Origin of the sequence: Dactylosporangium sp. CA-052675, assembly GCF_050947935.1 — a bacterium.
Taxonomy (GTDB): Bacteria; Actinomycetota; Actinomycetes; order Mycobacteriales; family Micromonosporaceae; genus Dactylosporangium.
The window spans coordinates 5,705,236-5,731,027 of sequence record NZ_CP192010.1; the positions used below are offsets into that span (position 1 = coordinate 5,705,236).

General features: G+C 74.0%; 16 protein-coding genes. 9 read left to right on the forward strand and 7 right to left on the reverse strand.

The window, feature by feature from the left end:
* On the reverse strand, positions 1–4,752 hold the full coding sequence (locus tag ACQP1P_RS26110) for an amino acid adenylation domain-containing protein (protein ID WP_433073737.1): 4,752 nt from the start codon (positions 4,750–4,752) through the stop codon (positions 1–3).
* A 259-nt stretch (positions 4,753–5,011) separates the two neighbouring features.
* On the opposite strand from ACQP1P_RS26110, the gene ACQP1P_RS26115 reads away from it, so the two are divergent.
* The gene (locus ACQP1P_RS26115; protein WP_433073739.1) at positions 5,012–5,938 is read left to right on the forward strand and encodes an LLM class flavin-dependent oxidoreductase; all 927 of its coding nucleotides are present in this window, start codon (positions 5,012–5,014) and stop codon (positions 5,936–5,938) included.
* Positions 5,939–6,066: 128 nt separating this feature from the next.
* On the opposite strand, the gene ACQP1P_RS26120 is transcribed toward ACQP1P_RS26115, so the two are convergent.
* On the reverse strand, positions 6,067–6,705 hold the full coding sequence (locus ACQP1P_RS26120; RefSeq protein ID WP_433073742.1) for an alpha/beta fold hydrolase: 639 nt from the start codon (positions 6,703–6,705) through the stop codon (positions 6,067–6,069).
* Positions 6,706–6,791: 86 nt separating this feature from the next.
* On the opposite strand from ACQP1P_RS26120, the gene ACQP1P_RS26125 reads away from it, so the two are divergent.
* The 4 genes from ACQP1P_RS26125 to ACQP1P_RS26140 all read left to right on the forward strand — a co-directional run bounded on the left by ACQP1P_RS26125 (position 6,792) and on the right by ACQP1P_RS26140 (position 10,716).
* Positions 6,792–7,667, forward strand: coding sequence for a LysR family transcriptional regulator (locus tag ACQP1P_RS26125; protein WP_433073744.1), 876 nt, complete (start codon positions 6,792–6,794; stop codon positions 7,665–7,667).
* A 98-nt stretch (positions 7,668–7,765) separates the two neighbouring features.
* Positions 7,766–8,014 (forward strand): cold-shock protein, encoded by a 249-nt coding sequence (locus ACQP1P_RS26130; protein ID WP_433073747.1) that lies wholly within the window; start codon positions 7,766–7,768, stop codon positions 8,012–8,014.
* 138 nt (positions 8,015–8,152) lie between these two features.
* On the forward strand, positions 8,153–8,950 hold the full coding sequence (locus ACQP1P_RS26135) for an SAM-dependent methyltransferase (RefSeq protein WP_433073750.1): 798 nt from the start codon (positions 8,153–8,155) through the stop codon (positions 8,948–8,950).
* 41 nt (positions 8,951–8,991) lie between these two features.
* On the forward strand, positions 8,992–10,716 hold the full coding sequence (locus ACQP1P_RS26140) for a putative bifunctional diguanylate cyclase/phosphodiesterase (protein WP_433073752.1): 1,725 nt from the start codon (positions 8,992–8,994) through the stop codon (positions 10,714–10,716).
* Here the strand turns inward: ACQP1P_RS26140 and ACQP1P_RS26145 are convergent.
* The 4 genes from ACQP1P_RS26145 to ACQP1P_RS26160 all read right to left on the reverse strand — a co-directional run bounded on the left by ACQP1P_RS26145 (position 10,700) and on the right by ACQP1P_RS26160 (position 15,723).
* A complete protein-coding gene (locus tag ACQP1P_RS26145; RefSeq protein WP_433073755.1) occupies positions 10,700–12,511 on the reverse strand; it encodes a hypothetical protein in 1,812 nt (603 codons plus the stop codon). The genes ACQP1P_RS26140 and ACQP1P_RS26145 overlap by 17 nt on opposite strands.
* Before the next feature lie 3 nt (positions 12,512–12,514).
* On the reverse strand, positions 12,515–13,330 hold the full coding sequence (locus ACQP1P_RS26150; protein ID WP_433073757.1) for an ABC transporter permease: 816 nt from the start codon (positions 13,328–13,330) through the stop codon (positions 12,515–12,517).
* A complete protein-coding gene (locus ACQP1P_RS26155) occupies positions 13,327–14,328 on the reverse strand; it encodes an ATP-binding cassette domain-containing protein (protein WP_433073759.1) in 1,002 nt (333 codons plus the stop codon). The genes ACQP1P_RS26150 and ACQP1P_RS26155 overlap by 4 nt, the downstream gene beginning before the upstream one ends.
* An 81-nt stretch (positions 14,329–14,409) precedes the next feature.
* Positions 14,410–15,723: a glycosyltransferase family 2 protein gene (locus ACQP1P_RS26160; RefSeq protein WP_433073762.1), complete on the reverse strand. Its 1,314-nt coding sequence runs from the start codon at positions 15,721–15,723 to the stop codon at positions 14,410–14,412.
* Between the two features lie 111 nt (positions 15,724–15,834).
* On the opposite strand from ACQP1P_RS26160, the gene ACQP1P_RS26165 reads away from it, so the two are divergent.
* Together ACQP1P_RS26165 and ACQP1P_RS26170 are read left to right on the forward strand one after the other, a co-directional pair.
* A complete protein-coding gene (locus tag ACQP1P_RS26165; protein ID WP_433073765.1) occupies positions 15,835–17,016 on the forward strand; it encodes a macrolide family glycosyltransferase in 1,182 nt (393 codons plus the stop codon).
* A 604-nt stretch (positions 17,017–17,620) separates the two neighbouring features.
* Positions 17,621–20,512, forward strand: coding sequence for a helix-turn-helix transcriptional regulator (locus tag ACQP1P_RS26170; RefSeq protein ID WP_433073768.1), 2,892 nt, complete (start codon positions 17,621–17,623; stop codon positions 20,510–20,512).
* A 33-nt stretch (positions 20,513–20,545) separates the two neighbouring features.
* On the opposite strand, the gene ACQP1P_RS26175 is transcribed toward ACQP1P_RS26170, so the two are convergent.
* Positions 20,546–21,307 (reverse strand): thioesterase II family protein, encoded by a 762-nt coding sequence (locus ACQP1P_RS26175; protein ID WP_433073771.1) that lies wholly within the window; start codon positions 21,305–21,307, stop codon positions 20,546–20,548.
* A gap of 305 nt (positions 21,308–21,612) precedes the next feature.
* Between ACQP1P_RS26175 and ACQP1P_RS26180 the strand changes: the two genes are divergently transcribed.
* On the forward strand, positions 21,613–22,611 hold the full coding sequence (locus ACQP1P_RS26180) for a TauD/TfdA family dioxygenase (RefSeq protein WP_433073774.1): 999 nt from the start codon (positions 21,613–21,615) through the stop codon (positions 22,609–22,611).
* Positions 22,612–22,635: 24 nt separating this feature from the next.
* Positions 22,636–25,659, forward strand: a complete 3,024-nt coding sequence (locus tag ACQP1P_RS26185) for a non-ribosomal peptide synthetase (protein ID WP_433073777.1) — start codon at positions 22,636–22,638, stop codon at positions 25,657–25,659.
* Positions 25,660–25,792 lie beyond the last annotated feature (133 nt).

The following is a 25,792-nucleotide window of genomic DNA, read 5'->3' on the forward strand; positions in this document are numbered from 1 at the left end:
CTAGTTGCCGGTGGCCGGTTCGGCCACGATGTCGTTCATAACAAGCCGTTCGAGCTGTCCGGCGAAGTTCGCGAGGACCGGATGGTCGAACAACAGCCGCACGGGGACCGCGCAGCCGAGCGTCTCGCGCAGCCGGCCAGCGACCCGGGTCGCGGCGAGCGAGTGCCCGCCGAGGCCGAAGAAACTGTCGTCGGCACCGATGCGGTCGGTGGTGAGGATCTGGGCCCAGACGTCGGCGACCAGCTGCTCCATCATCGACTCGGCCGGCCGGTGCGGCCGGTCCTCGCCGGGCTCGGGCAGCGCGCCGAGGTCGACCTTGCCGCTGGGCGTCATCGGCAGCGCGTCGAGCACCACCCAGCGGTGCGGCACCAGGTAGGCGGGCAGGCTCGCGCGCAGGTGGGCGGCGGCCTGCTCGGCGGTGACCGGGCCGGCGACGTAGCCGACCAGGTGCGCCTCCGCGCCCTGGCCCCGCGCGGTGACGACCGCGTGCTCGACGTCGGGGTGGGCGCGCAGGGCGGCCTCGATCTCGCCGAGCTCGACGCGGTAGCCGCGAATCTTGAGCTGGTGGTCGCGCCGGCCGCAGAACACGATCTCGCCGTCCGGCCGGCGGCGGACCAGGTCCCCGGTGCGGTAGCACCGCCCGCCGGGCACGACGGGGTCGGGCACGAACGCGGCCCCGGTCAGGTCGGGCCGGTTGTGGTAGCCGATGGCCGGACCGGCGCCGCCGATCCACAGCTCGCCGGCGACGCCCGCCGGGACGAGCCGCTCCAGCGGGTCCATGACGTAGAGGCGCTCGCCGAGCATCGCGTGCCCGATCGGCACGGCGTCGCCGACCTCGAGGACGCGGTAGGCGGTCGACAGCACGGTGGCCTCGGTCGGGCCGTACACGTTCCACAGCTCCCGCACCACCGGCAGCAGCTCGCGGGCCAGGGCCGGGTCGAGCGTCTCGCCGCCGGCCCACACGCGCAGGTCCGCCCCGCCCGTCCAGCCCGCGGCGAGCAGGGTGCGCAGGATCGTCGGCGGCACGTTCATCACGTTGACGCGGTGCTCGGCGATCTGGCGGCCGAGGCGGTACCCGTCCACCGCGCTGTCGCGGTCGACGACCACGCAGCAGGCGCCGGCGCCGAGCGCCGACCAGATCTCGGCGCAGGAGATGTCGAAGCTGAGCGTGGCCACGGCGAGCATCCGGTCCCCGGGCCCGAAGCCGGGCTCGAAGCGCAGCGCCTCGGTCAGCGCGGCGACGCTGGACTGGGCGACGGCCACGCCCTTCGGCTTGCCGGTCGAGCCCGAGGTGTAGAGCAGGTAGGCCCGGTCGCCGGGGCCGACGACGGGGAGCTCGGCCGCGGGGGCGGCCACCGCCCGGCCTGAGTCCAGGTCCAGGTTCAGCGCGCCCGGTCCGGCCGCGGCGGCCGTCGTGGACCGGCAGAGCACGGTTTTCGCGCCGCCGTCCGAGGCGAGCCAGGCCAGGCGCTCGGCCGGCAGCTCCGGCTCCAGCGGCAGGTAGGCCGCGCCGGCCCGCCAGATCCCCAGGAGGGTCGCCGGCAACCGGTGGTCGCGCGGCAGGCACACGCCGACGACGTCGCCGGGCTCGATGCCCCGGTCCAGCAGGATCGCCGCGATCGCGGCCGAGTCGTCCCACAGCTGCCGGAACGTCATCTCGTCGTCGGCGCCGACGACGGCCACCTCGCCGGGGCGATCGCGCACCTGCCGCTCGATCGCCTCGACGGCCGTGGCCGGCGCGCCGGCCGGGATCGGCGGACCGGCGGCCAGCTCGAGCAGCCGCGCCTCCTCGGCCGCGGTGACCAGCGGCAGGCGGCGCAGCGGGCGGTCCGGGTCCGCGACGACCTCGGCGAGCATGCGCAGGAGCCGGTCCGCGAACGCCTCCACCCACTCGCGGTTCGTCAGGCCGGTGTCGTACTCCACCTGCAGCTCGACCCCGTCGGCCGTCTCGTTCACGAAGACGGTCAACGGGTTCTGCGCCCCGCCGCACCCCAGCTCGCCGAGCAGTTCCAGGCGCACCGCGCCCCGCTCGACCCGCACCGGCATCCCGGCCGGCTGCGCCGAGAGCACCACCGGGGTCAGCATCGCCCCGCGCGACTGGGTGCCGACGGCCGCGAACAGGTCCTCCGTGGACGGCCGGGGCCGGTCCAGCGCCCGGGCCGTCGTCGCCGACGCGGCCGCGACCGTGTCCCGCACGGTGGCCGCGGGCTCCAGCCGCAGCCGGATCGGCAGCACGTCGACGAGCGGGCCGATGACCCGGTCGAGCTCGGGCCCGGCGCGCCGGGCCACGACCACGCCGACGAGCACGTCCCGGCGGGCGGTGAACCCGGCCAGCAACAGCCCGAGGGCGGTCAGCCAGTCCGCGAAGACCGGGGTGCCGCTCGCCGGCGGCACCGGGCGGGTGATCCGCTCGCCGCGGAAGCCCGCGGTGCCCGAGAACAGCTCGCTCGGCGGCGACGCGCCGGCCAGCTCCTCCCGCCACGCGTCCGTCGCGCCGTCGGGGGCGAAGGCGAGGTCGCCGACCTGCACCGGCGGCGGCTCGACGGTGCCGGGCGCGGCCAGCTCGGTCGCGAGCTCGTTGAGCAACGTGCCGGTGGACCAGCCGTCGAAGGCCATGTGGTCGCCCACGACCACCAGCTCCGACACGCCGGGGACGAGCCGGATGAGCTCGACGCGCAGCAGCGGCGCGGTGCCGGTCAGGTCGAAGGCGTGCCGGGCGGCGGCCTCGGCGATCGCGTCCGCCTCCGCGGCGCGCTCGGCCGCGGGCCGGTCGCGCAGGTCGTGCTCGGTGACCGGGACGTCCGTCCAGGCGCCCACGACCGCGACCGGCTCGCCGTCGCGCTCGACGATCCGGCTGCGCAGCACCTCGTGCCGCGACACCAGCGCGGCCAGCGCCGAGCGCAGGGCGGGCGCCTCGACCGGCCCGGTGAGCCGGACCCGGAACGCCACCGTGGTCACCGCCGGCACCGAGCCGACCTGCCGCAGCGTCCACAGGCCGCGCTGGGTCGGGGTGAGCGGGTACTCCAGCACGCCCTCGTGCCGCACCGGGCCGCTCGCGACCGGGGCCGAGCCCGCCTCCGAGCCCGCCCGCACCAGGGCGGCGAGGGCGGCGACGGTCGGCTCGGCGAGGAACGCGGCCAGCGGCACCGTGGTCGCGAACTCGCGGCCGGCGAGCGCGCAGACCCGGGCCGCGGCGAGGGAGTGCCCGCCGAGGTCGGTGAAGCGGTCCTCGACCCCGACCTCGTCGATGCCGAGCACGTTGCCGACGATCGCGGCGAGCCGTTCCTCGGCGCGCGTGCGGGGCGCGACGAACGCGGTCCCGGTCCCGCGCCGGGCGGCGAGCACGGGCAGGGCGGCCCGGTCGATCTTGCCGTTCGGGCTCAGCGGCAGCCGCTCGGTGATCGCGAACCGGGTCGGCACCAGGTGCTCCGGCACCCGGCGGCGCAGCCACGCGCGCAGGCTCCGCTCGTCCAGGCCGGTCGCCTCCACGTGCCCGACCAGGTAGGACACGCCGTCCTCGTCCGCGGCGGCGACGACGCCGGCGCGGCGCACGGCCGGGTGGCGCACGAGCACCGCCTCCACCTCGCCGGGCTCGACCCGGTAGCCGCGGATCTTCACCTGGTCGTCGGCGCGGCCGGCGAAGCGCAGCACGGTGCCGTCGGTGCGGACCAGGTCGCCGGAGCGGTACCAGCCGCCGCCGAACCCGCCGCTGTCGCGGTTGAGGTAGCCGCGGGCGACCACCGGGCCGCCGATCCACAGCTCGCCCAGCTCGCCGTCGGCGACCGGCTGCCCGTCGGCGTCGCGCACGGACATGACGGCGCCCGCGATCGGCCGCCCGATCGGCGGCTCGCCGGTGTCGTCGCGGCCGACCTCGGCGATCGCGCAGGTCGTGGTGCACTCGGTCGGGCCGTAGAGGTTGAGCACCCGGCGCACGCCGGGGTTGGCGTAGATCCGCTCGACCAGCGCCCGGGTCAGCGGCTCGCCGCCGGCGAACACGGCCCGCACGCCGGTGGGCAGCGGCTCGCGCAGCAGCGCGGCGAGTGCGGAGGGCACGCCGTAGACGGTCGTGACCTCGTCGCGGGCCGGCAGCGCGGGCAGGGCGAGGACATTGTCGGCGAGGATGACCGTGCCGCCCGTGACCAGGGGCAGGAACAACTGGGTGATCGAGGGGTCGAAGCAGATCGACGCGGTGGCGAGCAGGCCGCTCAGCTCCTCGGCGGTGTACGCCTCGGCCTCGTACCGCAGCAGGTTCATCGTGTTGCGGTGCTCGACGACGACGCCCTTGGGGCGGCCGGTGGAGCCCGAGGTGTAGATGACGTAGGCCGCGTCGCCGCCGTCGCCGGGCCGGTCGAGCGGGGTCGCGTCGGCGTCCGCGGGGATCTCGTCGACCGGCACCGCGACGGCGTCCAGGGCGGGCAGCGTCGTGGCCCGGGTCGTGGCGACGAGCCGCATCTTCGTGTCGGCGGCGATGTACGCCAGCCGCTCCGCCGGGTACGCCGGGTCCATCGGCACGTAGGCGGCACCGGTCTTCAGCACGCCCAGCAGCGCCGGGAGCAGGTGTTCGTCGCGGCCCAGGCACACGCCCACGAGCTCACCGGGACCGGCCCCGGCCCGGGACAGCTCCCGGGCGATCCGGTTCGCTCGGGCGTCGAGCTCCGCGTAGCGCGTCCGGACGGTGCCGGCGATCACGGCGACCCGGTCCGGTGTGCGCCTTGCCTGCTCTTCGACCTGCTCATGGACACGCTGAAACACGCGCAGCCCTCCCTGATATCAGACGGCCGTGCGTTAGCCGTTTTCCTGCCGGAAATAATGCCGCACCCATTCAAGGCCATTTTCGCGTGCATCCACCGAGGTCAAAGGGTCTGCGATCATCGGAAACCCGGCCTCACCTCGCAGAACCGGCGCCGATCGGCGCGCTGGGAGGGCAAACCCTACTCCGCACCCTAGGGATGATTTGGTCGGGAATCGCCATACGTGCGAGTCTGAGCGCATGGCACGAATTGGGGTTGTAGTGCCGCGGGACCTCCCCGCGGATCGGGTACTGACGTATGCCCGCCGGGCCGAGCAGCTCGGATTCGAGGAGCTGTGGGTCGTCGAGGACCTCGGGTTCCGCGGCGGCGTGGCCCAGGCCGGCGCCGTGCTCGCGGCCACCGAGCGCATCACGGTGGGCATCGGCATCCTGCCGGCGGGCGCGCGCAACGCCGCCTTCGCCGCGATGGAGCTGGCGACGCTGACCCAGCTGTTCCCGGGCCGCGTGATCGCGGGCATCGGCCACGGCATGCCGGACTGGATGCGCCAGGCCGGCGCCCGCCCGGCCAGCCCGCTCACCCTGCTGCGGGAGTACACGATCGCCGTGCGCACGCTGCTGCGCGGCGAACCGGGCCCGGCCGCGGGCCGGTACGTCGCCGTCGAGGGCGTGGTCATCGGCGAGACCCCGACGACACCGCCCCCGGTCGTGCTCGGCGTGCGCGGCCCGAAGTCGATCGCGATGGCCGGCGAGGTCGCCGACGGGCTGCTGCTGGCCGAGCCCTGCGCGCCGCCCTACGTCGCCGACGCGGTCTCGCGCTTCGCCGCCCCGTCGCCGATCGTCGTGACGTACGACGCCGCGGCCGTGGCCGGCGACGGCCGGGCGGCCCGCGACCTGGTGCGCCCCGGCCTGGCCTGGATCGGCGAGCCGGACTGGGCCCCGCACCTGGCCCCGCTGCCCTTCGCCGAGGCGCTCGCCCGTCACCGCGCGGCGGCGGCGAGCCGCGAGGAGTTCGCGGCCACGCTGCCGGACGAGTGGGTGCGCGAGCTGTCGCTGGCCGGCACCCCGGACGAGGTCGCCGAGCGGATCGCGGCGCGCCGCACGGCGGGCGCGACGAGCGTGGTGCTGCTCCCGGCCGAGCCCGACCCCCTCGACGCCCTGACCCGCCTGGCCCACGTCATCAGCCGGTGATCGGTCGATCCGATCACCGGGAACTCCGGCCGATGCCGAGCTTCGCCATGTCCACGAAGTAGGCGGCGGCCGTCGCCTGGCTGGTCTTGCGGACGATGTCGCGGATGCGGCACAGGCCGCTACTCCGGCTACGTTGCGTGGTCCAGGAGATCGGCCAGCTCCTTCGGGCGGCCGAGGGCCGCGCAGTGGCCGGCGTCGAGCTCCTCGGGCGTGATCCCCAGCCGCTGCGGCACGAGCCGGCGAAACAGCGCCGCCGGGAAGCAGCGGTCCCGCCGCAGCAGCACGAATCGCGTCGGTACCGCCGGCCACCGCTGCACCGGCCAGGGCTGCTCGTAGGCCACCGCGGACGGATGGGCGCGCTGGCGGCGGAGGGCTTCGTCGGCGAGCGGGCGCGGCACGTCGTGGTAGTAGGTGACGTAGGGGTCCTCATCGCCGCCGCCGACGTGGCCGACGTTGCCCCACCATTCCGAGGGCCGCTCGCCCGGCGCCGGCACCATGCCCGCGACCAGCACCAGCCCGTCGGCCCTGAGCCGCCCGGCCACCAGCGGGGCCGTGAACGCGCCGAACGAGTGCCCGACGACGATCGTGTCGCGCCGGTCGCCGACGGCCGCGATCACGGCGTCGGCGTAGGCGTCGAGGTCCGCCGCCGGGTCGTCGGGCAGGTCGGGCGCGACCGCCCCGTGGCCGCGGGCCCGCAGCTCGGCGGCGACGAGATGCCAGGCCCAGCCGGAGTCGCCGGCGCCGTGAATCAGCACGAAGGTGGCCATGCCCCTGACGCTAGCGACGCGAAGGCATGCCTAAAAGCGATCGTTTCCGATCATTTCCATCGTACTTCCCGATAGAGTCGAAGACCGTGCCCGACATCGAGCTGCGCCACCTCGCCACCCTGGCCGCGATCGCCGACGAGGGCTCGTTCGGGCGCGCCGCGGCGCGGCTCGGATACACGCAGTCGACGGTGAGCCAGCACATCGCCGGGCTGGAGCGCTGCGTCGGCGGCGCCGTGTTCGACCGGCCGGGCGGCCCGCGCCCGGTTCGCATCACGCCGCTCGGCCGCGTCGTGCTGACCCACGCCCGGCGGCTGCTGGCCGGGGCGCGGGCGATGGGCGACGCGCTCGACCGGTTCCGGGCCGGCGACGGCCGCATCGACATCGGCACCTTCCAGAGCCTGTCCACGACGATCCTGCCGCGACTCGTGCGGCGGCTGCGCGAGGAGCACCCGGACTGCGACATCCGCCTCGTCGAGGAGGAGACCGACCCGCCCCGCGTCGACGACCTGGACCTCGTGTTCTTCGACGGCTGCCCGGCCGGCGAGGTCGAGCACCGCAAGCTGCTCGACGACCCGTACGCGCTCGTCGCCCGCCCCGGCGACTTCCCCGGCGGTCCGGTGCCGCTGAGCGCCCTGCACGGCGCGCCGATGGTGGCCTGGCCCGCGGCCTGCGACCAGCCCCGGGTCGAGGAGGCGTTCGCGAGCGCCGGGGTGCGGCCGCGAACCGTGTTCCGCACGACGAGCAACGAGGCGGTGCTGTCCATGGTGCGGGCGGGCATCGGCTCGGCGGTCCTGCCTCGCCTGGTCCTCGACGGCCTCGGCGGGTCGCTGTCGGTGCACGAGCTGCGGCCGGCGCCGCCGCCGCGCGAGATCTACCTGCTCTGGCCGGCCGGGCGTACGCACTCCCCGCTCGCCGCCCGGGCGGTCGAGATCGCACTGGAGGTCGCGGCCGGGTACCGGTAGGGCGGACGTTCTCACGGCGCTGCGGGCCCGCACGAGCGGCTGAGCCCGGCCCGCCGCGAACACAGCCACGGCCGCGGACGGGCGAGTACGGTCGGATAATGCGTACTGGCCCGTCCGCGCCGTCGCGCGGCGACGGCGTCGTGCGGCAGTGGGACGCCGACGCCGGGTGGGGCGTCGTCGTCCTGGACCGCGTCGGCCTCCTCGTGTGGACCCACTACTCCGCCGTCGTCGCCGAGCCCGGGACGTACCGCTCCCTCGAGCCCGGCCGGCGGGTGCGCTGCTGGTTCGAGACCCCCGGCCAGGACGGCTACGCGGCGCGGGCACTGCGCGTCGAAGCCCAGGACTGACCGGGACCGGGCCCCGCGCTGCGCGACCCCGCGGCGCCGGCGACGTCGCGTATCGTGACCGCATCCGACGCCGAAGGGCCCTCGCTTCTGGGGCCATGTGGCCATACTATGGCGGCGCGACGACACGAAGGGACGGGGATGACGCGACCGGAGTGGGCACCGGAGGACATTGACATCAGCGTGCCGAACGCGGCGCGGATGTACGACTACTCGCTCGGCGGTTTCCACAACTTCGCGGTCGACCGGGAGATGGTCGAGCGAGTCGTGTCGATGTCGCCCAACGCCAGGCAGATCGGCCTGGCCAACCGGGCCTTCCTCGGCCGGGCCGTGCGCCGGCTCGTCGCGAGCGGCGTGCGCCAGTTCCTCGACGTCGGCTCGGGCATCCCGACGCTCGCCAGCGTGCACGAGGTGGCGCAGCAGGCCGACCCCGAGGCCCGCGTCATGTACGTCGACATCGACCCCGTCGCCGTCGCGCACGGCCGCGCCATACTCGCCGGCAACCCCAACGCCGAGGTGATGCTCGGTGACGTGCGGCGGCCGGACGACATCGTGCGTGACCCGGCGGTGAGCGGCCTGCTCGACTTCACCGAGCCGGTCGCCGTCATGCTCATCGCGGTGCTGCACTTCGTGCCCGACGCCGACGACCCGGCCGGGATCGTGCGCCGCTTCCGCGAGGCCGTCAAGCCCGGCAGCTACATCGCGCTGTCGCACGGCTCCCCGCCGCCGCAGCACGAGGAGGACGCGGCGAAGGTCAGCACGGTCTACCAGCGCACCTCGACGCCGCTGCACCTGCGCAGCGGCGAAGAGATCGGCCGGCTGCTCGACGGCCTGGAAATCGTCGAGCCCGGCGTGGTGCCGGTGACCGACTGGCACCCCGACGACACCGGCGTCGAGCCGCGGCCGGAGGTGCTCGCCGCGGTCGGACGTAAGCCCTGAAAGCTGGCATTCAGCACGGTCTTTGCCCCATAATCATCCGCGTGATCCCGTCCGACGGCCGGACGGCCGGCATCGACGCGTTCACCAGGGCCTGGGCTCGTGTCGTCAGCGGCCACACGGTGCTGCGCCACAGCCCCGACGAGGTGTACTCGCTGCTCGAACGGTTCGCGCGGCGCTTCGCCGAGGCACTGCTCGCGGAGCCGTTCTCCGCCGGCCCGGGCCGCCGGCTCGGTGCCGACCTGGTGGCGGCCGGCATCGCCACACCCGAGCTGCTCGGCCGCACGACGACGCTCATCGGCCGGCGGTTCCTCGAGGACATCCGCCTGCGGCGCCCCGACGGCCGGGCGCGCCTCGACGAGCTGCTGGGCGCGGTGGCCACCGGCTACACGGGCGCCCTCGTCGAGCAGTCGGTCGGGGCGCAGGAGCAGCTGCGCCGGGCCGAGCTGCGACGGGCCGAGCTCGCCCGGCAGTGCCGCATCGAGCGGACGCACGACCGGCCCAACCAGCGGGCCGCGCTGCTACGGCGGCTCGGCGAGGCGCTGGCCGGGGACCCGCGGGGCCGGCTCGGGCTGTGCCTGATCAACCTCGACCGGTTCCGGACCGTCAACGACAGCCTCGGCTACCGCGCCGGCGACCAGGTGCTGCGGACCGTCGCGCACCGCCTCGAACGGCTCGCCCAGCGGGCCGGGCACTTCGCCGCGCACCTCGACAACGACACGTTCGTGCTGCTCGTCGGGGGCACCGGCGGGATCGACGAGGTGACGAAGGCCGCGGAGGAGGCCCTCGCCGCGATCGCGCACACGTTCCCGATCAACAACGGGTACACCCTGCCGATCCGGGCCAGCATCGGGGTGGTCGAGCGGGCCGCCGCCGGCACCGATCCGGCGGCCCTGCTCGGGGCGGCCGAGCAGGCGCTCGGCTGGGCGAAGCGGGAGCGGCGCGGGCAGTGGATGGTGTACGACACCGAGCGCGCGGCCGCCGAGACCGCCCGGCACGCGCTCAGCGCCGAGATGCCCGACGCGCTCACCCGCGGCGAGTTCGTCGTGGAGTACCAGCCACTGGCCGACCTGGCCACCGGGCGGATCGTCGGCGCCGAGGCGCTGGTGCGCTGGCGGCATCCGGTGCACGGGCTGCTGATGCCGAGGCGGTTCATCGACCTGGCCGAGCACACCGGCCTGATCGTGCCGCTCGGCGAGGACGTGCTGCGCCGGGCCTGCGCCCAGGCCGCCGCGTGGCGCGACGCCGGCCCGGACCACCCGGTGTTCGTGAGCGTCAACGTCGCCGAGGCGCAGCTGCGCCGGCCGGGCCTGCCCGCGCTGGTCCGCACGGTCCTGGACGAGACCGGGCTGCCGCAGAGCCTGCTGCAGCTGGAGGTCACCGAGAACGTCCTGCTCGACCCGGAGGCGCTCGGCACCCTCGACGACCTCGCGCGCATGGGTGTGCGGATCTCCCTGGACGATTTCGGGACGGGCAACTGCCGGCTGGCCGAGATCAGCAACCTGCCCGCCCACACGATCAAGATCGCCGGGTGCTTCATCGGCTTCCTGAACAGCCAGCACGCGGCCGCCGGCGCCGACCACACCGTGCTCGCGGCCATGATCGAGCTCGGCCGCGAGCTGGGCCTGACCGTCACCGTCGAGGGCATCGAGACCGAGGCCCAGGCGCGGCGGCTGCTGGACCTCGGCTGCGACATCGGCCAGGGCTACCACCTCGGCCGCCCCCGGCCCGCGCACGACATCACCGCGCTGCTCACGGCCCGGAGCTGAACGGAATCCGGCGGCCGGGCCGCGACGCCCAGTAGGCCAGCTGCGGCGCGACGAACCAGCACGCCAGCAGCGGCAGCGACCACACCAGCGCCGCCGGGTTCTCCAGACCGATGCCGGCGGCCAGGGCCACCGACAGCGCGCTGGCCAGTGCCATCGTCCGCCAGCGGGCCGCCGCGCCCCGCCCGACGCCCCGGACGGCCGCCACGGAGCTGGTCCACTGCAGGATCAGGCGGCGGCTGACGAAGGTGCGGTAGATCGCCCGGACCGTGGCGTCCAGCGTGAACAGCGCCCGGTCGGCCAGCAGCACGATCCAGATCGGCGCGCGCAGGGCCTCGACCCGCAGCAGCCACCACGCCAGCGAGCCGCGCATGCGCAGCGTCCCGGCCAGCCACGCGCGCCGGGACATCCGCGGCGGGCGGGGCGAGCGGCCGAGCAGGACCATCAGCGGCAGCACGAGCAGCGGCTGCAGGAGCAGACCGGCGACGACGGCCGTGTAGACGCCGACCTGCGCGGCCGGGGCCGCGAGCCAGGCGAGCACGAGCAGCCCGGCCATGGCGACCGGCTGCAGGTGCGCGAGCAGGTCGTTGGTGAGCATCCAGCGGGCCATGAGCGGCAGCGCGCGGCGGCCCCGGGCGGCGATCCAGGGCAGCAGGTGCACGTCGCCGCGGATCCAGCGGTGGCAGCGCTTGCGGTAGGCGAGGTAGTCCTCCACGTTGCCCTCGACGACCACGGCGCCGGCGATGCAGGCGGTGCGGGCGTACATGCCCTCGAGCTTGTCGTGGCTGAGCACGGTGTTGTCGGGGATGCGCCCGTCGAGCGCGTCCCGCACGGCGGCCACGTCGAAGATGCCCTGCCCGAGGAACAGGTCCTGGCCGAAGAGGAGCTGGCCGAAGGAGGCCTGCCCGGTCGGGGCGGAGTAGGGCTGCCACGACCACTCGAAGAAGCTGCGCGGCGGCGACGGCACGTGGCAGGGGCGGACGTAGCCGAAGCCCGCCGTGATCCGGCCGGTGCCGGGGTCGGCCTCGGCACGGTTGTCCGGGTGGGCCATCGCGGCGACGAGCCGGCGGGCGCCGCCGTTGGGCAGACGGTTGCCGACGTCGATGGTGATGACGTACCGGACGTCGCACAGCGCCGGCGCCGGGCCCTCGAAGCTGGTCCCGGCGGCGGGGTCCTGGACGAGGGCGGCGAACTCGACGAGCTTGCCGCGCTTGCGTTCCCAGCCCATCCAGACGCGGTCGGCCTCGTTCCAGCGGCGGGTGCGGAACAGTGCCGAGAGCGGGGCGGTGCCGGATGCGGCCGCGAGCTTGGCGAGCACCTCGGCGCGCAGCGCGGCGTCGGTGGCGAGCTCGGCGGTGGGGCCGTCGGCGAAGTCGACGAGCGCGATGTGCCCGGCGAATCCGGGGCCGCTGTCGCGGGCGGTGGCCCGCATGGTGTCGACGAGCGCGTCGATGTCTTCGCTGTCGTAGACGATGGCGGGGTACACCACACATGTCGACCCGACGAGGGGACCGGGCGCGGCCAGCGGCACCTGCGGCAGTGCCGCGGACGGGGGCAGCGCGGCCCGCAGGACGAGATGCACGACCGTGCCGCCGAGCTGCAGGGCCGGCGGCACGCCGAGCGCGAGTGCGGTGATGAGGAACGCGGTGCTCGCGCCGGCCTCGGCCATCAGGAGGCCGGCGAGGATGAGCAGGGCCGTCGAGACCGCGACGATGGACCAGACGTAGGCCGGCCCGGATCGCTTGCCGATGTTCTTCCGCTGCCGCTGGGCAGTCGTGGACACATTGGCCTCAGGCATGGGTCAGTCCAGGGCCCGCCTCATGAACCCGATGATGCCCACCCACGTGAAGACGACTAAGGCCGCGCCGAGCACGGAGATCGAGATCCACAGCGGCAACGACTCGACGGCCGTCGGCGCGATGATGGCCCGCATGGCCTCGCTCATGTACGTGCACGGGTTGAGCCCGCACACGATCTGGAACCAGAGCAGGTCCTTGATGCCCAGGAACGGGAACTGGGTCGAACCGGTGAAGATGAGCGGGGTCAGCGCGACGGTCAGCATGATCTCGATGCGGCGCGAGGACACCAGCGTGCCGAGCACCATGCCGAGCGCGGACGCGACCAGGGCGCCCAGGATCAGGACCCCCACCACCGGCAGGTACGTGTGCGCGGGCCAGCTCATGTGCAGCAGCCAGAAGCCGAGCGGCACGATGAACAGGCCGGCGACGAGTCCCCGGATGGCACCGAACACGATCTTCTCGACCGCCACCAGCCCCATCGAGACCGGCGCCAGGAGACGGTCCTCGATCTCGCGGGTGTAGGAGAAGTCGAGCACGAGCGGCAGCGCGGTGCTCTGCAGGCCGGCCAGGAACGCGTTGAGGGCGACGAGGCCGGGCAGCAGGATCTGGCCGAAGACGTTGTCGGTGTAGCCGAGGTCGGACAGCACCTTGCCGAAGATCAGCAGTGAGAACAGCGGCTGCACGATGACCTGCGCGAAGAACGGCAGGAACTCCCGGCCGGTGACGAAGACGTCCCGCCACAGCAGCGAGAAGAACGTCTCGATCTGGCTCGGCAGCGACACCGAGCGCAGCCGCAGCGGTGGGGTGGCGACGGTCACCGAAGGTCCCTTCCGGTCAGGTGGATGAAGACGTCCTCGAGGCTCGGCTTGCCGACGGTGAGGTCGCGCACCTCGTGGTTGCCGTCGGCCATCGCCTTGAGCACCGCGGGCATCGCCGAGACCGGCTTGGACTCGGTGAAGACGCGGAACTGCACGAGCGCCTCGGCGTCGGGCGCGACCAGCTCGGGCGGCGGTGCCGGCGGGCCGACCCGCTCGACCCGCTCGACCTCCGGGACGTCGCCCAGCAGGGTGCGGATCTCGTCGGCGGTGGCCGAGCCGAGGTTGACGGTCAGCGTCAGGGTGGTGTTGCCGGGCAGCATCCGGGTCAGCGCCTCGGGCGTGTCCAGCGCGAGGAGCTTGCCGTGGTCGATGATGCCGATGCGGTCGCAGAGCTTGGCCGCCTCGTCCATGTCGTGCGTCGTGAGCATGATGGTGACCCCGGCGGAGCGCAGTTCGGCCACCTTGTCGTGGACGAACAGACGCGCCTGGGGGTCGAGTCCGGCCGAGGGCTCGTCGAGGAACATGACCTTCGGCTCGTGCATGAGGGCCCGGGCGATCATCACGCGCTGGGCCATGCCGCCGGAGAGGTAGTCGACGCGGCCCTTGGCGTGGGCGGTCAGCTCCATCTGCTCGAGCAGCTCGTCGGCCCGCCTGGCGCGCTGCGCCCGGGGCATCCGGTGGTAGGCGGCGTGGAACATGAGGTTCTGCCGCACGGTCAGCGACCGGTCGAGGTTGTTGCGCTGCGGCACGACCGCCAGCAGCTGCCGTGCCGCGGTCGCGTTCTTGACGACGTCCACGCCGTGAATCACGCCGCGGCCGGACGTCGGCCGGACCCTCGTCGTCATCACGCCGATCGTCGTCGTCTTGCCGGCGCCGTTCGGCCCGAGCAGGCCGAAGATCTCGCCCGCGTTGACCTGGAAGCTGAGCCCGTCAACGGCCGCGGGCGTCTTCGGTCGATACGTCTTTACCAGATCCGTAACCACCATCGCGTCGTCCACGGGGCCTGACACTACCGATCCGCATATGCATCGGAACCGTTGTGCGGCCCCGCATTCCGGCCTCGGACGACTTTGAGGGGGTCACCCCGAGAACTGGGGACCCGGTAGGGGCGGGGCGTCGTCGTCGAGATGGGAGCAGGCCGCGCTCAGCGGCAGTCCGAGGGCCCGGGCGGCGGTGTCGAGCTCGACGAGGGTCAGCTCGGCGCGGCGCGGCGCGAGGTCGGACCACAGCCGCCGCACGCGCTCGTCCTCGTCGGCCCGGCCGCTGTGCCAGCTGCGGTCGTGGCGCGCGAGGGCCCGCAGCAGCGGCGGCGGTACGTCCTCATGCGGCGCGGTGTGCCGCCGGAACGCGTCGCAGACGGCCCCGACCGGCACCCGCTCGTCCACGTCGGCCCGCGGCCCGGCGGCGAACGTCACCGGCGGGGCGGCCCAGTCCACCGGGCCCCCGGCGGCGACGAGTCCGGCGACGACCGCGGCGAGCTCGTCGACGAGGGCGTCCTCGTCGACGTCGAGCAGCGGGCAGCCGACGAGCCGGCCGGTCTCCTCGAGGTAGCCGGTCGCCACGCAGGTGACCCAGATCAGCGACAGCGTGGTGAAGACCGCGCGCACCTCGGGCGCGCCGATCTCGCCGAAGCGGCGGAACCACTGCGGCCGGCCGTCGCGGACCGCCTGATAGGTGGCCCACGGGGAGGGCAGGTACTGGCTCAGCGCGCGATGCCCGTACCGCTGCACGAGACCGGCGGCCGTGCGCGCGTCACGCAGCGAGCGCCCGACGAGCGAGCGGACGTCCTCGTCGACGTGGTGCACGGCCGGGGTACCGCCGCTGAGCCAGCCGATCGACCGCCCCGCCGCCCGCAGGCGCAGCGCGAGGTCGGAGTCCTCGCCCGCGTGCCGGCTCGGGTCGAACGGCGGCCCGTCCGGGGCCAGGTCCCGGCGCAGCCCCGCGCTGGCGGTGATGAGCAGCCCGCCCGGCGAGCCGTCCAGCGGGGTGGCGTCGAACATCCGCAGGTGGTCCATGAACGCGGTGACCGGGCCGCCGACCGCGACGCGGATCGGGCCGCCGACCGCGGCCGCCCCCGAGCCGAGCGCCGCGGCCATGCGGGCGCACCAGTCGGGCGGCACCAGCACGTCGTCGTCGGCGAAGAGCACGGTGTCGTGGCGCGCCGCGGCGATGCCGGCGTTGCGGGCGGCCGAGACGCCGGCCGGCTCGGAGGTGAGCAGCCGCAGCATCGGGTCGGCGGGGCCGCGGTAGCCCGTGGTGGCGCCGGGGCCGTTGGCGACGAGCAGGACCTCGGCGTCCGGGCCGAGGCCGCGCGCGGCGGTGAGCGCCGCGTCGACGCATGCCGCGACCGTGTTGCGCTGCAACGTACTCGGGATCACCACGCTGACTGACACGTGCATGATTATCAGTCGCGCGACGACACGCACGGGTGCGGCGCATCCCCTAATATCCGCCTCGCCCCGGCAGGGGTTGTCCGCTTTGTCGCCCGCGTCCTAGTGTGAGTCGTGACCAGCGGCAAGCACATCGCCTTCTTCACCGCTCCCTCACACGGCCACGTCTATCCGATGCTCGGCATCGTCGAGGAGCTGGCCGGTCGCGGCCATCGCGTCAGCTACGCCACCACGACCGACTTCGCCGGCGCGGTCGCTGCCGCGGGCGCGCGCCCGGTCCTCTACGCCTCGACGATGCCCTCCCCCGGCGACCGCGGCCGCCGATGGCCCGAGACCATCACCGAGTCGATGACCCTGTTCCTGAGCGAGGCGGCCGCGACGCTGCCGGCACTGCGCGAGGCGTTCGCCGCGGACCGGCCCGACGTCGTCGCCGTCGACGACCTCGCCGGGGCCGGAGCGGTCCTGGCCGCGGCGTGGGGCATCCCCGTGGTGCAGATCTGGCCGTTCTTCGCGGCCAACGCGCACTGGTCGCTGCCCCTGCACGCGCCGGCGGCCCAGCGGCCCAAGCCGGCGGCGATGTTCCGCTACGGCACCGACCTGACGGCGCTGCTGCGCTCGGCGGGCCTGCGGATGCCGGTGCCGCAGTACTTCGCGACCCGCCCGAGCGGCGGCGTGGTGCTGCTGCCGCGCGCCTTCCAGTTCCGGGGCGAGACGTTCGGCCCGGAGTTCTCGTTCGTCGGGCCGTGCCTGGGCTCCCGCGGCTTCCAGGGCGAGGCGGCGCCGGCGTCGGCGGACCGCCCGACGCTGCTCATCTCGCTGGGCACGTCCTTCAACGACCGGCCGGAGTTCTACGCCATGTGCCTGGAGGCGTTCGCCGGCGAGCCCTGGCACGTGGTGATGGCCGTCGGCGACCGCATCCGCCGCGAGCAGCTGCCGCCGGTGCCGGAGAACATCGAGGTGCACGCGCGCGTCCCGCAGCTGGCGGTGCTGGCGCGGGCCGGCGCCTTCATCACGCACGCCGGCATGGGGTCCATCATGGAGGGTCTCGCCCACGGCGTGCCGCTCGTCGCGATCCCGCAGGTGTTCGAGCAGGAGGTGAACACCGAACGGCTCACCGCGCTCGGGCTGGGCGTGTCGCTGCGGCGCGACGCGATCACCGCCGAAGGCCTGCGCGACGCGGTGCGCCGGGCCGACAGCCCCGAGGTCCGGGCCGCGGTCGGCCGGATGCGGGCCGAGGTGCAGGCCGGGGGCGGGGCCGCGGCGGCCGCCGACGCCATCGCGAAGATTGCCGGCTGACCGGCACGGCGAACGCACCGGATAGGCCACTTCGCGCACCGTGCGAGGCCGAACGGTTGCCGCAAGGAAAACGACCCGTGACGCCGGGAAGAATTGCCTTTCGGATCCGAACGATGATAGCCACCGCAATGACCGTGACGTGCGACGTCACGGCGATGCGGACAGACTTCACCGCCCCTTTCGACCTGCTTAACTTAGGCACTTCAGCGCCCGGGGTCAAGACCGAACCATCGTCGAGTGTCAACCCCTAACCGACGTTACGTCGCGGTGACATCTCAACTAGGGGCGTCGATCCGTTGCCCCGGATTGAACCCCGATGGCAGACTTCCCTTTCGTAGGTGAAGATCGTTCGGTCTGATGACAGTTCGAGCAACTTGCTTACAAGCGAGGCGGTCCGTTCCGGGCAAACGGCCGTTTCGTTGAGGGGAACAGACGACAGTGGGCGCCAGCACGCGTGGGTCCGGACGCGCAGCGATACTCGACCCCGGATGGCACCCCTTCCGGCGGTCGAACGGCGGGCCGGCCTGGCAACACAGGCGAGTCTGACCGCAGCCGTGCTGACGCACACGCGATCGGTGCGTGGCAAAGGGAGGGCGACGCGTCAATGCTGCTGGTCGAACGGGACGAACAGTTAACACGCTTAGGAGAGGCGTTCCGCGCCTGTACCGACGGGCGAGGCCAGGTGACTCTCGTCAGCGGCCCGGTGGGCAGCGGCAAGACAGCACTTCTGCTGGCCTTCGCGCGGCAGGCCGTGCATGACGGGGCGAGGGTTGTCGGCGCCGGGGGTTCCCGGGCCGAGAGCAAGTTCCCGTTCGGCATCATCGGCCAGCTGCTGCACGACGCCGGTCTGGCGCCGAACAGCGACGCCTACGCGGCGGTGCTGAAGGCGCGGTGCGCGCTCGCCGGCTCATTAGGCGACCCGGGATCCGACGGCTCCGTCGACGATCAGGTCCATCTACAGTACTTACAGACGATCAGCGGTGCCTTCGCGACCCTGGCGTCCGAGCAACCGCTGGTGATCGCGGTAGACGACCTGCACTACGCGGACCTGCCCTCGCTGCATTGCCTACTGTACTTGATCCGGCGCCTGCGCTCGACCCGCATCATGGTCGTGCTGAGCGAGTCCACCCGGGCGCAACCGACCCACGTGCTGTTCCGCACCGACATTCTGAGCCAGCCCCACTTCTCCCGGGTCTCGCTGGCGCCGCTGTCACGCCGCGGGGTCAACCAGCTCATCGAGGCCAGCCTGGAGCAGCCGACGGCGCCCGAGCTGGCGACGGCCTGCTTCGACGTGAGCGCCGGCAACCCGATGCTGACCCGCGCGCTCATCGACGACCAGGTGCGGGCCGCTCGCGAGCCGGACGGCCAGCACCCGGCCGAGCTGCGCATCGACGACGCCTTCGAGCAGGCGGTCCTGAGCTTCCTCTACCGGCACGACCCGTTGGTGCTGGCCGTGGCCCAGGCGGTCGCGGTGCTGGGCGAGCCCGGCTCGCCGCAGGTGCTGGCCCGCATGGTCGACATCGTGCCGGAGACCGCGGCCCAGATCCTGCGGGTCCTGGAGGGCTCGGGCCTGCTGAGCACGGGCCGGTTCCGCCACCCGCGGGCCCGGCGCGCGCTGCTCAACCACCTCCCGGCGGCCGAGCGGCGGGCTCTGCACCGCAAGGCGGCCGAGCTGCTGCAGGAGAACGGGGCGGCGCCGGGCAGTGTGGCCGACCACCTGGTGGAGGCCGCGTACGACGACGCCGCCTGGGTGGTGCCCGTGCTGCGCGACGCGGCCCGGCACGCCCTGGCCGACAGCCGTCCCGAGCACGCCTCCGCGCCGCTGCGGCTGGCGCTGCGGGCCGCCCGCGACGACCGGCAGCGGGTCGCGGCCCGCACGGCGCTGATCGGCGCGGAGTGGCAGACCAACCCGCTCATGGTGACGCGCCACCTCGGCGATCTGCTCAGCGGGGTGCGGGCCGACCCGGCCCACGCCGGCGACGCGCTCGCCGCGCTGCCCTACCTGCTGTGGCACGGCCGCGTCGACGAGTCGGTCGAGCTGCTCACCGCGGCCGCCGACGCCTCCGGCCCGGCCCACGTCGAGCTGGCCTCGGAGCTGCGCGGGGCCCGGCAGCTGCTCGCCTCCGCGTTCCCGGCCCGGGCCGCCTCGGTGGTGTGCCAGAACCCCGATGCCGCCACGATGAGTGCCGCCCCGCGGCGGCGCTCGCCGATCCGCGGCGTCTCCGAGGGCAGCACCTGCGCCGAGGAGACGGCGATCAGCGCCCACCTGCAGCCGACGACGCTGCTGACCGCGGTGCTGGGCAACGGATCCCGCGCCGACGCGATCGGGGCCGCCGACCACGTGCTGCAGCGGTGCAGCTCGCAGAAGACGGCGCCCGAGCCGGTGGCCGCGGCGCTGCTGGCCCTGATCTACGCCGATCGCCCCGACCGGTGTCTGGCGTGGTGCGACTCGCTGGCCGTGGCCCGCCCCACGCTGAACCTGCCGCCGGCCTGGCAGGGCGTGCTCAAGGCGATCCAGGCCGAGGGCGCGCTGCGGCTGGGCAACCTCACGCTGGCCGAGCGGGCGGCCACCGAGGCCCTGGCGATCATGCCGCCCGCGGCCTGGGGCTTCATCATCGGCGGGGTGCTGGCCACGCTCATCAGCGCCACCACCGAGATGGGCGCCCTCGACCGGGCCCGCGAGCACCTGGCCACGCCCGTGCCGCAGTCGCTGTTCAGCACGCCGCTGGGCCTGCACTACCTGCAGGCGCGGGGCCGCTACTACCGGGCCACCGGGCGCCTGCAGGCCGCGCTGACCGACTTCCGCTCCTGCGGCGAGCTGATGAGCTCGTGGCAGCTGGACCTGCCGACCGTGGTCGCGTGGCGGCTCGAGGCGGCCCGCACGTACCTGGCGCTGGGCCGGGCCGACCACGCCGTGGAGCTGGCCCGTGAGCAGCTGCGCCAGCTCGGCCCGCTCGACGGGCGGACCCGCGGCGCGACCATGCGCACGATCGCCGCCACCTACGCGCCGGAGCAGCGCACGGCCGCCCTCGACGAGGCCGTGGACCTGTTGCACGGCACCGGCGACCGTCTCGAGCTCGCGCACGCGCTGGCCGACCTGGGCCGCACGTGGCAGGCGCTGGGCCAGTCGGGCCGGGCGCGGCTGCTGATCCGGCGGGCGCACCACATCAGCGTCGAGTGCGGCGCCGAGCCGCTCAGCCACAGCCTCTCGCACGACGACCCCGAGGCGGGCCTGGTCGTGGAGGCGCCGAAGCCGGGCGCGGGCGAGGTGACGCTGGAACTGCTCAGCGACGCCGAGCGGCGGGTCGCGGCGCTGGCGGTGCAGGGGTACACGAACCGCGAGATCGCGAGCAAGCTCTACGTCACCGTGAGCACCGTCGAGCAGCACCTGACGCGGGTGTACCGCAAAGTCAACGTGAAGCGCCGGGCCGACCTGCCCGTCGGGCTCGCCCCACCGGCCACGGTGCAGTCCGACCCCGGCATGCGGGCCTGCTGAGCCCCACCGGGGTGGGCCGGCGCGAGCCGGCCCTCAGCGGGGGGCGAGGAAGAAGTCGGAGATGGTGTTGACGACCTCGGACTGGTGGGTGAGCACGAAGAAGTGCCCGCCGGGGACGACCAGCAGCTCGAACGGGCCCTCCGTGTGCTCCCACCACGCCACGACGTCCTCGGCGACCACGGTGGAGTCGTCCTCGCCCACGAACGCGATGATCGGGCAGCGCAGGGCGCTGCCGGGCTCGTAGACGTACGTCTCGTCGGCGCGGTAGTCGTCGCGGATCGCCGGCAGCATGAGCTGCAGCAGCTGCGCGTCGTCGGTCAGCGGCGAGCGCGTGCCGCTGATCGCCTGCAGGTGCGCGACGATGCCCTCGTCGCGGCGCAGGTGCACGAAGCTGCCGGGGGTGCACGAGGGCGCGGCCCGGCCGGACGGGAAGAGCACCATCGGCACGGTGCCCTCGCGCTCGAGGCGGCGCGCCAGCTCGAAGGCGACCAGGGCGCCCATCCCGTGACCGAAGATGAGCAGCGGCCGGTCCATCCACGTGCCCAGGGCCGCGTGGACCTCGCGGGCCAGCTCCTGGATCGTGAGCACGTGCGGCTCACTCCAGCGGTCCTGCCGCCCGGGGTACTGCACCGCCAGCACCTCGATGGAGACGGTCATCTCGTCGGACATGGAGAAGTAGAAGCTGGCCGACTGCCCGGCCGGCGGGAGGCAGACGAGCCGGGCCAGGCAGTCCGGGCGCGGGTGGAAGCGCCGGATCCAGCTGGAGCCGCCGGCGTCGCCATCGTGTTGGTGCAAGGCAGTCCTCCCTGGCCGCAAGGCTGGACCGGAGAACGGACGAAAGAGAGAAATCGAACTATGCGTGAGCGTAGGAACACGCCGAACTTGATCACACCCCTAGCGGCCCCAGATCTTGAACGGTTCCAGGTCCGGCCCGCCTCGGCCGCGAGCGTCGCCCGACTCGGCGCCGAGCGCGGCCGCGAACCCGGCTGGGGTCCCGGTTCATAGGGGTTGTCGCCCGTTTCGCGCGCCCGTTAGCGTCGGCGCCGCACGGCATTCTCCGCGGCGATGCGCCGCCCACCTTCGACCATGGATGGTTTCCCATGTCGGTCGACGCCCCAGGTACGCTGAGCGACCGGTCGCTGCTGCGGCTCGACGACGAGGAGAACGCGGCACTGGCCGCGCTGGCCACCGAGTTGTGCGGCACCGCTCCCCATCTGATCGACTCCGCCGAATGGGTGGCGGCGGCGCGCCGGCTGTCGTGCGCGCTCCCCCCGCGGCTGAGCCGCACCCTGCGCGAGTTCACCCACGACTCCGGCCCCGACGGGATGCTGTTGCTGCGCAACCTCCCGGTGGACCCGGACGGCCCGCCGGCGACGCCGATGGTGTTCGGCTCGGTCCAGCGCGCGAGCACCGTGCCCGCCTCGGCCCTCATGCTCGTCGCCATGGCCATGGGCGAGGTTATCGCCTACGACAAGGAAAAGCACGGCGCGCTGGTGCAGAACGTCGTGCCCGTGCCGGGCATGGAGGAGTACCAGGGCAACGCCGGCTCGGCGCGGCTGAACATGCACACCGAGAACGCGTTCCACGAGTTCCGGCCGGACTTCGTCGGGCTGATGTGCCTGCGCAACGACCACGACAACGTCGCCGGGCTGCGCACGTCGTCGATCCGCAACGCGCTGCCGCTGCTGCCCGAGCCGATCCGGGCGATCCTGCACGAGCCGCGGTTCGTCACGACCGCGCCGGCCTCGTTCGACCTCGGCGACCGGCTGGAGGAGCCGCACGGGGTGCTCAGCGGCGCCGCCGAGGACCCCGACCTGAAGGTGGACTTCAGCAGTACCACGCCCATCGACGACGAGGCCGCCGGCGCCCTGGCGCGGCTGCGCGACGCCATCGACGAGGCCGCGTACACCCTCATCCTGAGCCCCGGCGACCTCGCATTCGTGGACAACCGCGTGACGCTGCACGGCCGCAACTCCTTCCAGCCCCGCTACGACGGCGCGGACCGCTGGCTGCAGCGGGTCTTCGTCCACCTGGACCTGCGCCGGTCCCGCGCGCTGCGCGGCGCCAACGGCCAGGTCCTCAGCAGCACGCCGGCCTGACCCGAGCGCACCTGAGAGGGCACCATGCCAGTCGGAACGCCAGTCGGAAGAGACGGAAACTACAGCCGGCCGATCTCGGCGACCGAGGCCTGGTTCCTGGTCTATCCGGAGTGGCTGCCGGGCGTGATCCAGGTCGTGGTCGAGGGCGCCGGCCCGCTCGGGGCCGACGAGCTCACCGCGGCCGTCGCGGCCGCCTCGCAGGCGTGCCCCGGGGCGCGGCTGACCCGCATGGGCCGCCGCTGGGTCGACAGCACCGTGGCCCCCGCGGTGCGGGTGCTCGACGCCGGCGCCTTCGACCCGGTCGCGTTCACCGGCCTGCCGGAGCTGCACCAGCCGCTGACCGGCGAGGCCGGCGCCCCCACGTGCGAGGTGCTGCTGCTGCCCGGCACCGCCGCCCGCCCGACCAGCATCGTGTTCCGCGCCAACCACGCGGTCATGGACGGCAAGGGCGTGCTGATCTGGATCGACGAGATCTTCCGGGCGCTGCGCGGCGACGAGCCGATCGGCGCCCCGTCGCGCATCACCGAGCACGAACTGCTCGAGCGGATCACCGCCCCGCGGACCCCGGCGATCGAGGCCGACCTCGAGTGGCCGTCCGCGCTGGGCTCCCGCCCGGCCGGGCCGCAGGGCTTCTTCTGGCGCCGCAAGACCGTCGACGGCGTCCATCCGGCCCTCGTGGCCAAGATCGCGCTGGCCGTCACGGCCGCGTGCGAGCTGCCGACGGGCCGCTTCCGGATCCCGGTCGACCTGCGCCGCTACGACCCCGCGATCCGCTCGACGGGCAACCTCACGCACAACCCGCTGCTGGACGTCACCGCGGGCTCGGCGTGGGAGGACGCGCACGAGCGGCTGCTGACCATCCTCAGCTCCGGCCAGGACCTCGCGGCCGGGACGGATCCCGCGCTGGCGAACATCCCCCGCGACCACCTGCGCCGGCAGCTGATGGCCCTGGACGACATCTCCGCGAGCCGCGGCCGCTACGGCAGCGTGGCCACCATCTCCCACGTCGGGCGCATCGACCTGGACACCCTGCGGGGGCGGGACTTCCACGCCACGACCATCTACTCGCTGCCCAACTCCGGGCCCGTGGGCCCGCCGGAGATCAACGCGGTCGAGTGCGGCGGCCGGACGGAGATCACCCTCGGCTGGTACGACCGCCCGGAGCTGGTCGAGCGGGCCGTCGCGCTGCTCGACGCGATCGAGGAGGCGCTCTCGCCGCGGCACCGCCGGGTCTGGGCCGGCAACGACAACGCCCGGCCGCTCGCCCGGCCCGGCACCGTGGTCGAGCAGTTCGCCGCCCAGGTCGCCCGGACCCCGGACGCGGTCGCCCTGACCAGCCCCGAGGGCAACACCACGTACGCCGAGCTGGACCGCTACTCCAGCGCCGTCGCCGCCGACCTGCAGCGCCGCGGCCTGGGCCGCGACGACGTGGTCGGCCTCTTCGCCGGGCGCACCGTGGCCGCGATGGCCGCCATCTGGGGCATCCTCAAGGCCGGCGCCGCCTACCTGCCGCTGGACCCCCAGCACCCCGACCACCGCCTCGCCGGCCTGCTCGCCGACGCCGGGGTCACCGTCTGCCTGACCGAGGCGCGCCACCGCCACCGCGGGTTCGCCCCGCCCGGCTGCACGCTCGCCGTCATCGAGGAGCTCGCCGCCGGCGACGGCACGCTCGCGCCGGTGGAGATCCGCCCCGAGGACCTCGCCTACGTCATCTACACCTCGGGCTCGACCGGCCGGCCCAAGGGCGTGGAGATCGAGCACCGCAACCTGGCCACGTTCGTGAGCTGGTCGACCCGCGTCTACGGCGTCGACGAGCACACCCGGTTCCCGCTGTTCAGCTCGCTCGCCTTCGACCTGTCCAACACCGCCATCTTCCTGCCGGTGCTGGCCGGTGGCTCGATCGCGCTGGTGCCGGACGAGCTCAACCACATGGTGCTGCAGGACATGCTGTTCAACCGCGGGGCAAACAAGCTGAAGCTGACGCCGACCCACCTCGACCTCATCGGGCGGCTCGGCCTGCGCCCGGAGGGGTTCACGGCCGTCATCGCCGGCGGGGAGCTGCTGCGCACGTCGGTGACGGCGCGCGCCCAGGAGGCGTTCGGGCCGCAGTGCCGCATCTTCAACGAGTACGGGCCGACGGAGACGACCATCGGCAACATGACGCGCACGTTCGACGCGCGGGCCGACGCCGATCTCGCCTCGGTGCCGATCGGGGTGCCGACCGACAACAGCACCATCCACCTCGTCGACGCCGAGGGCCGGTTCGTGGAGCCGGGCGAGGTCGGCGAGATGCTGCTGGGCGGCGCGCAGCTGTGCCGGGGGTACCGCGGCCGGCCCGACCTCAACCGCGAGCGCTTCACGGTGCTGGCCAGTGGCGAGCGCGTGTACCGCAGCGGGGACCTGGCCCGGCAGCTGCCCAGCGGCGAGCTCGAGTCGGTGGGGCGCAACGACGAGCAGATCAAGGTCCGCGGCTACCGCATCGAGCCCGCCGAGGTCGCCCGCGCGCTGGAGGAGCACCCGGCGGTGGCCCGCGCGTTCGCGGTCGGCCGCACGCGGGACGGCAGCCCGGACAAGATCCTGTGCGCGTACGTCGTGCCGGCCGCCGACGTTTCCGTGGAGGCGCTCGACGAGCACGTGGGGAAGCTGCTGCCGCCGTACATGGTGCCGAGCGCGACCGTGCTCGTGCCGGAGCTGCCGCGCACCGCCAACGGCAAGGTCGACGTGGCCGCCCTGCCGGACCCGTTCGCCGACCAGGGCACCTCCGCGGCCACGGTGACCGCGCTGAGCGGCGAGGTCGAGACGGCCGTCGCCGGGATCTGGGCGCGCACCCTGGCCGTGGACGTGCAGCGGCTCAGCGGCGACGCCGACTTCCACCGCCTCGGCGGCGACTCGGCCAAGCTCCTGGCCATGCTGGCGGCGGTGTGCAACGACATCGTCGGCCGCGGCCGGGAGACGGCGTTCATGTCCGACCTGAGCAAGATCATTCGGGAGCCGACGATCACCCGCATCTCGGACCTGGCCCGCCAGGCGCGCTCCGCCGCCGTCTGAACAACCCCCGAACCGCCCCAGGTGTACGTTCCTGGGGCGGTTCGCCGTTACCGAGCCCCTTGGCCGCTGGGGCGGTCTGGCCGTTGCCGAGCGCCTTGGCCAGCTGGGGCGGTCTGGCTGTTGCCGAGCGCCT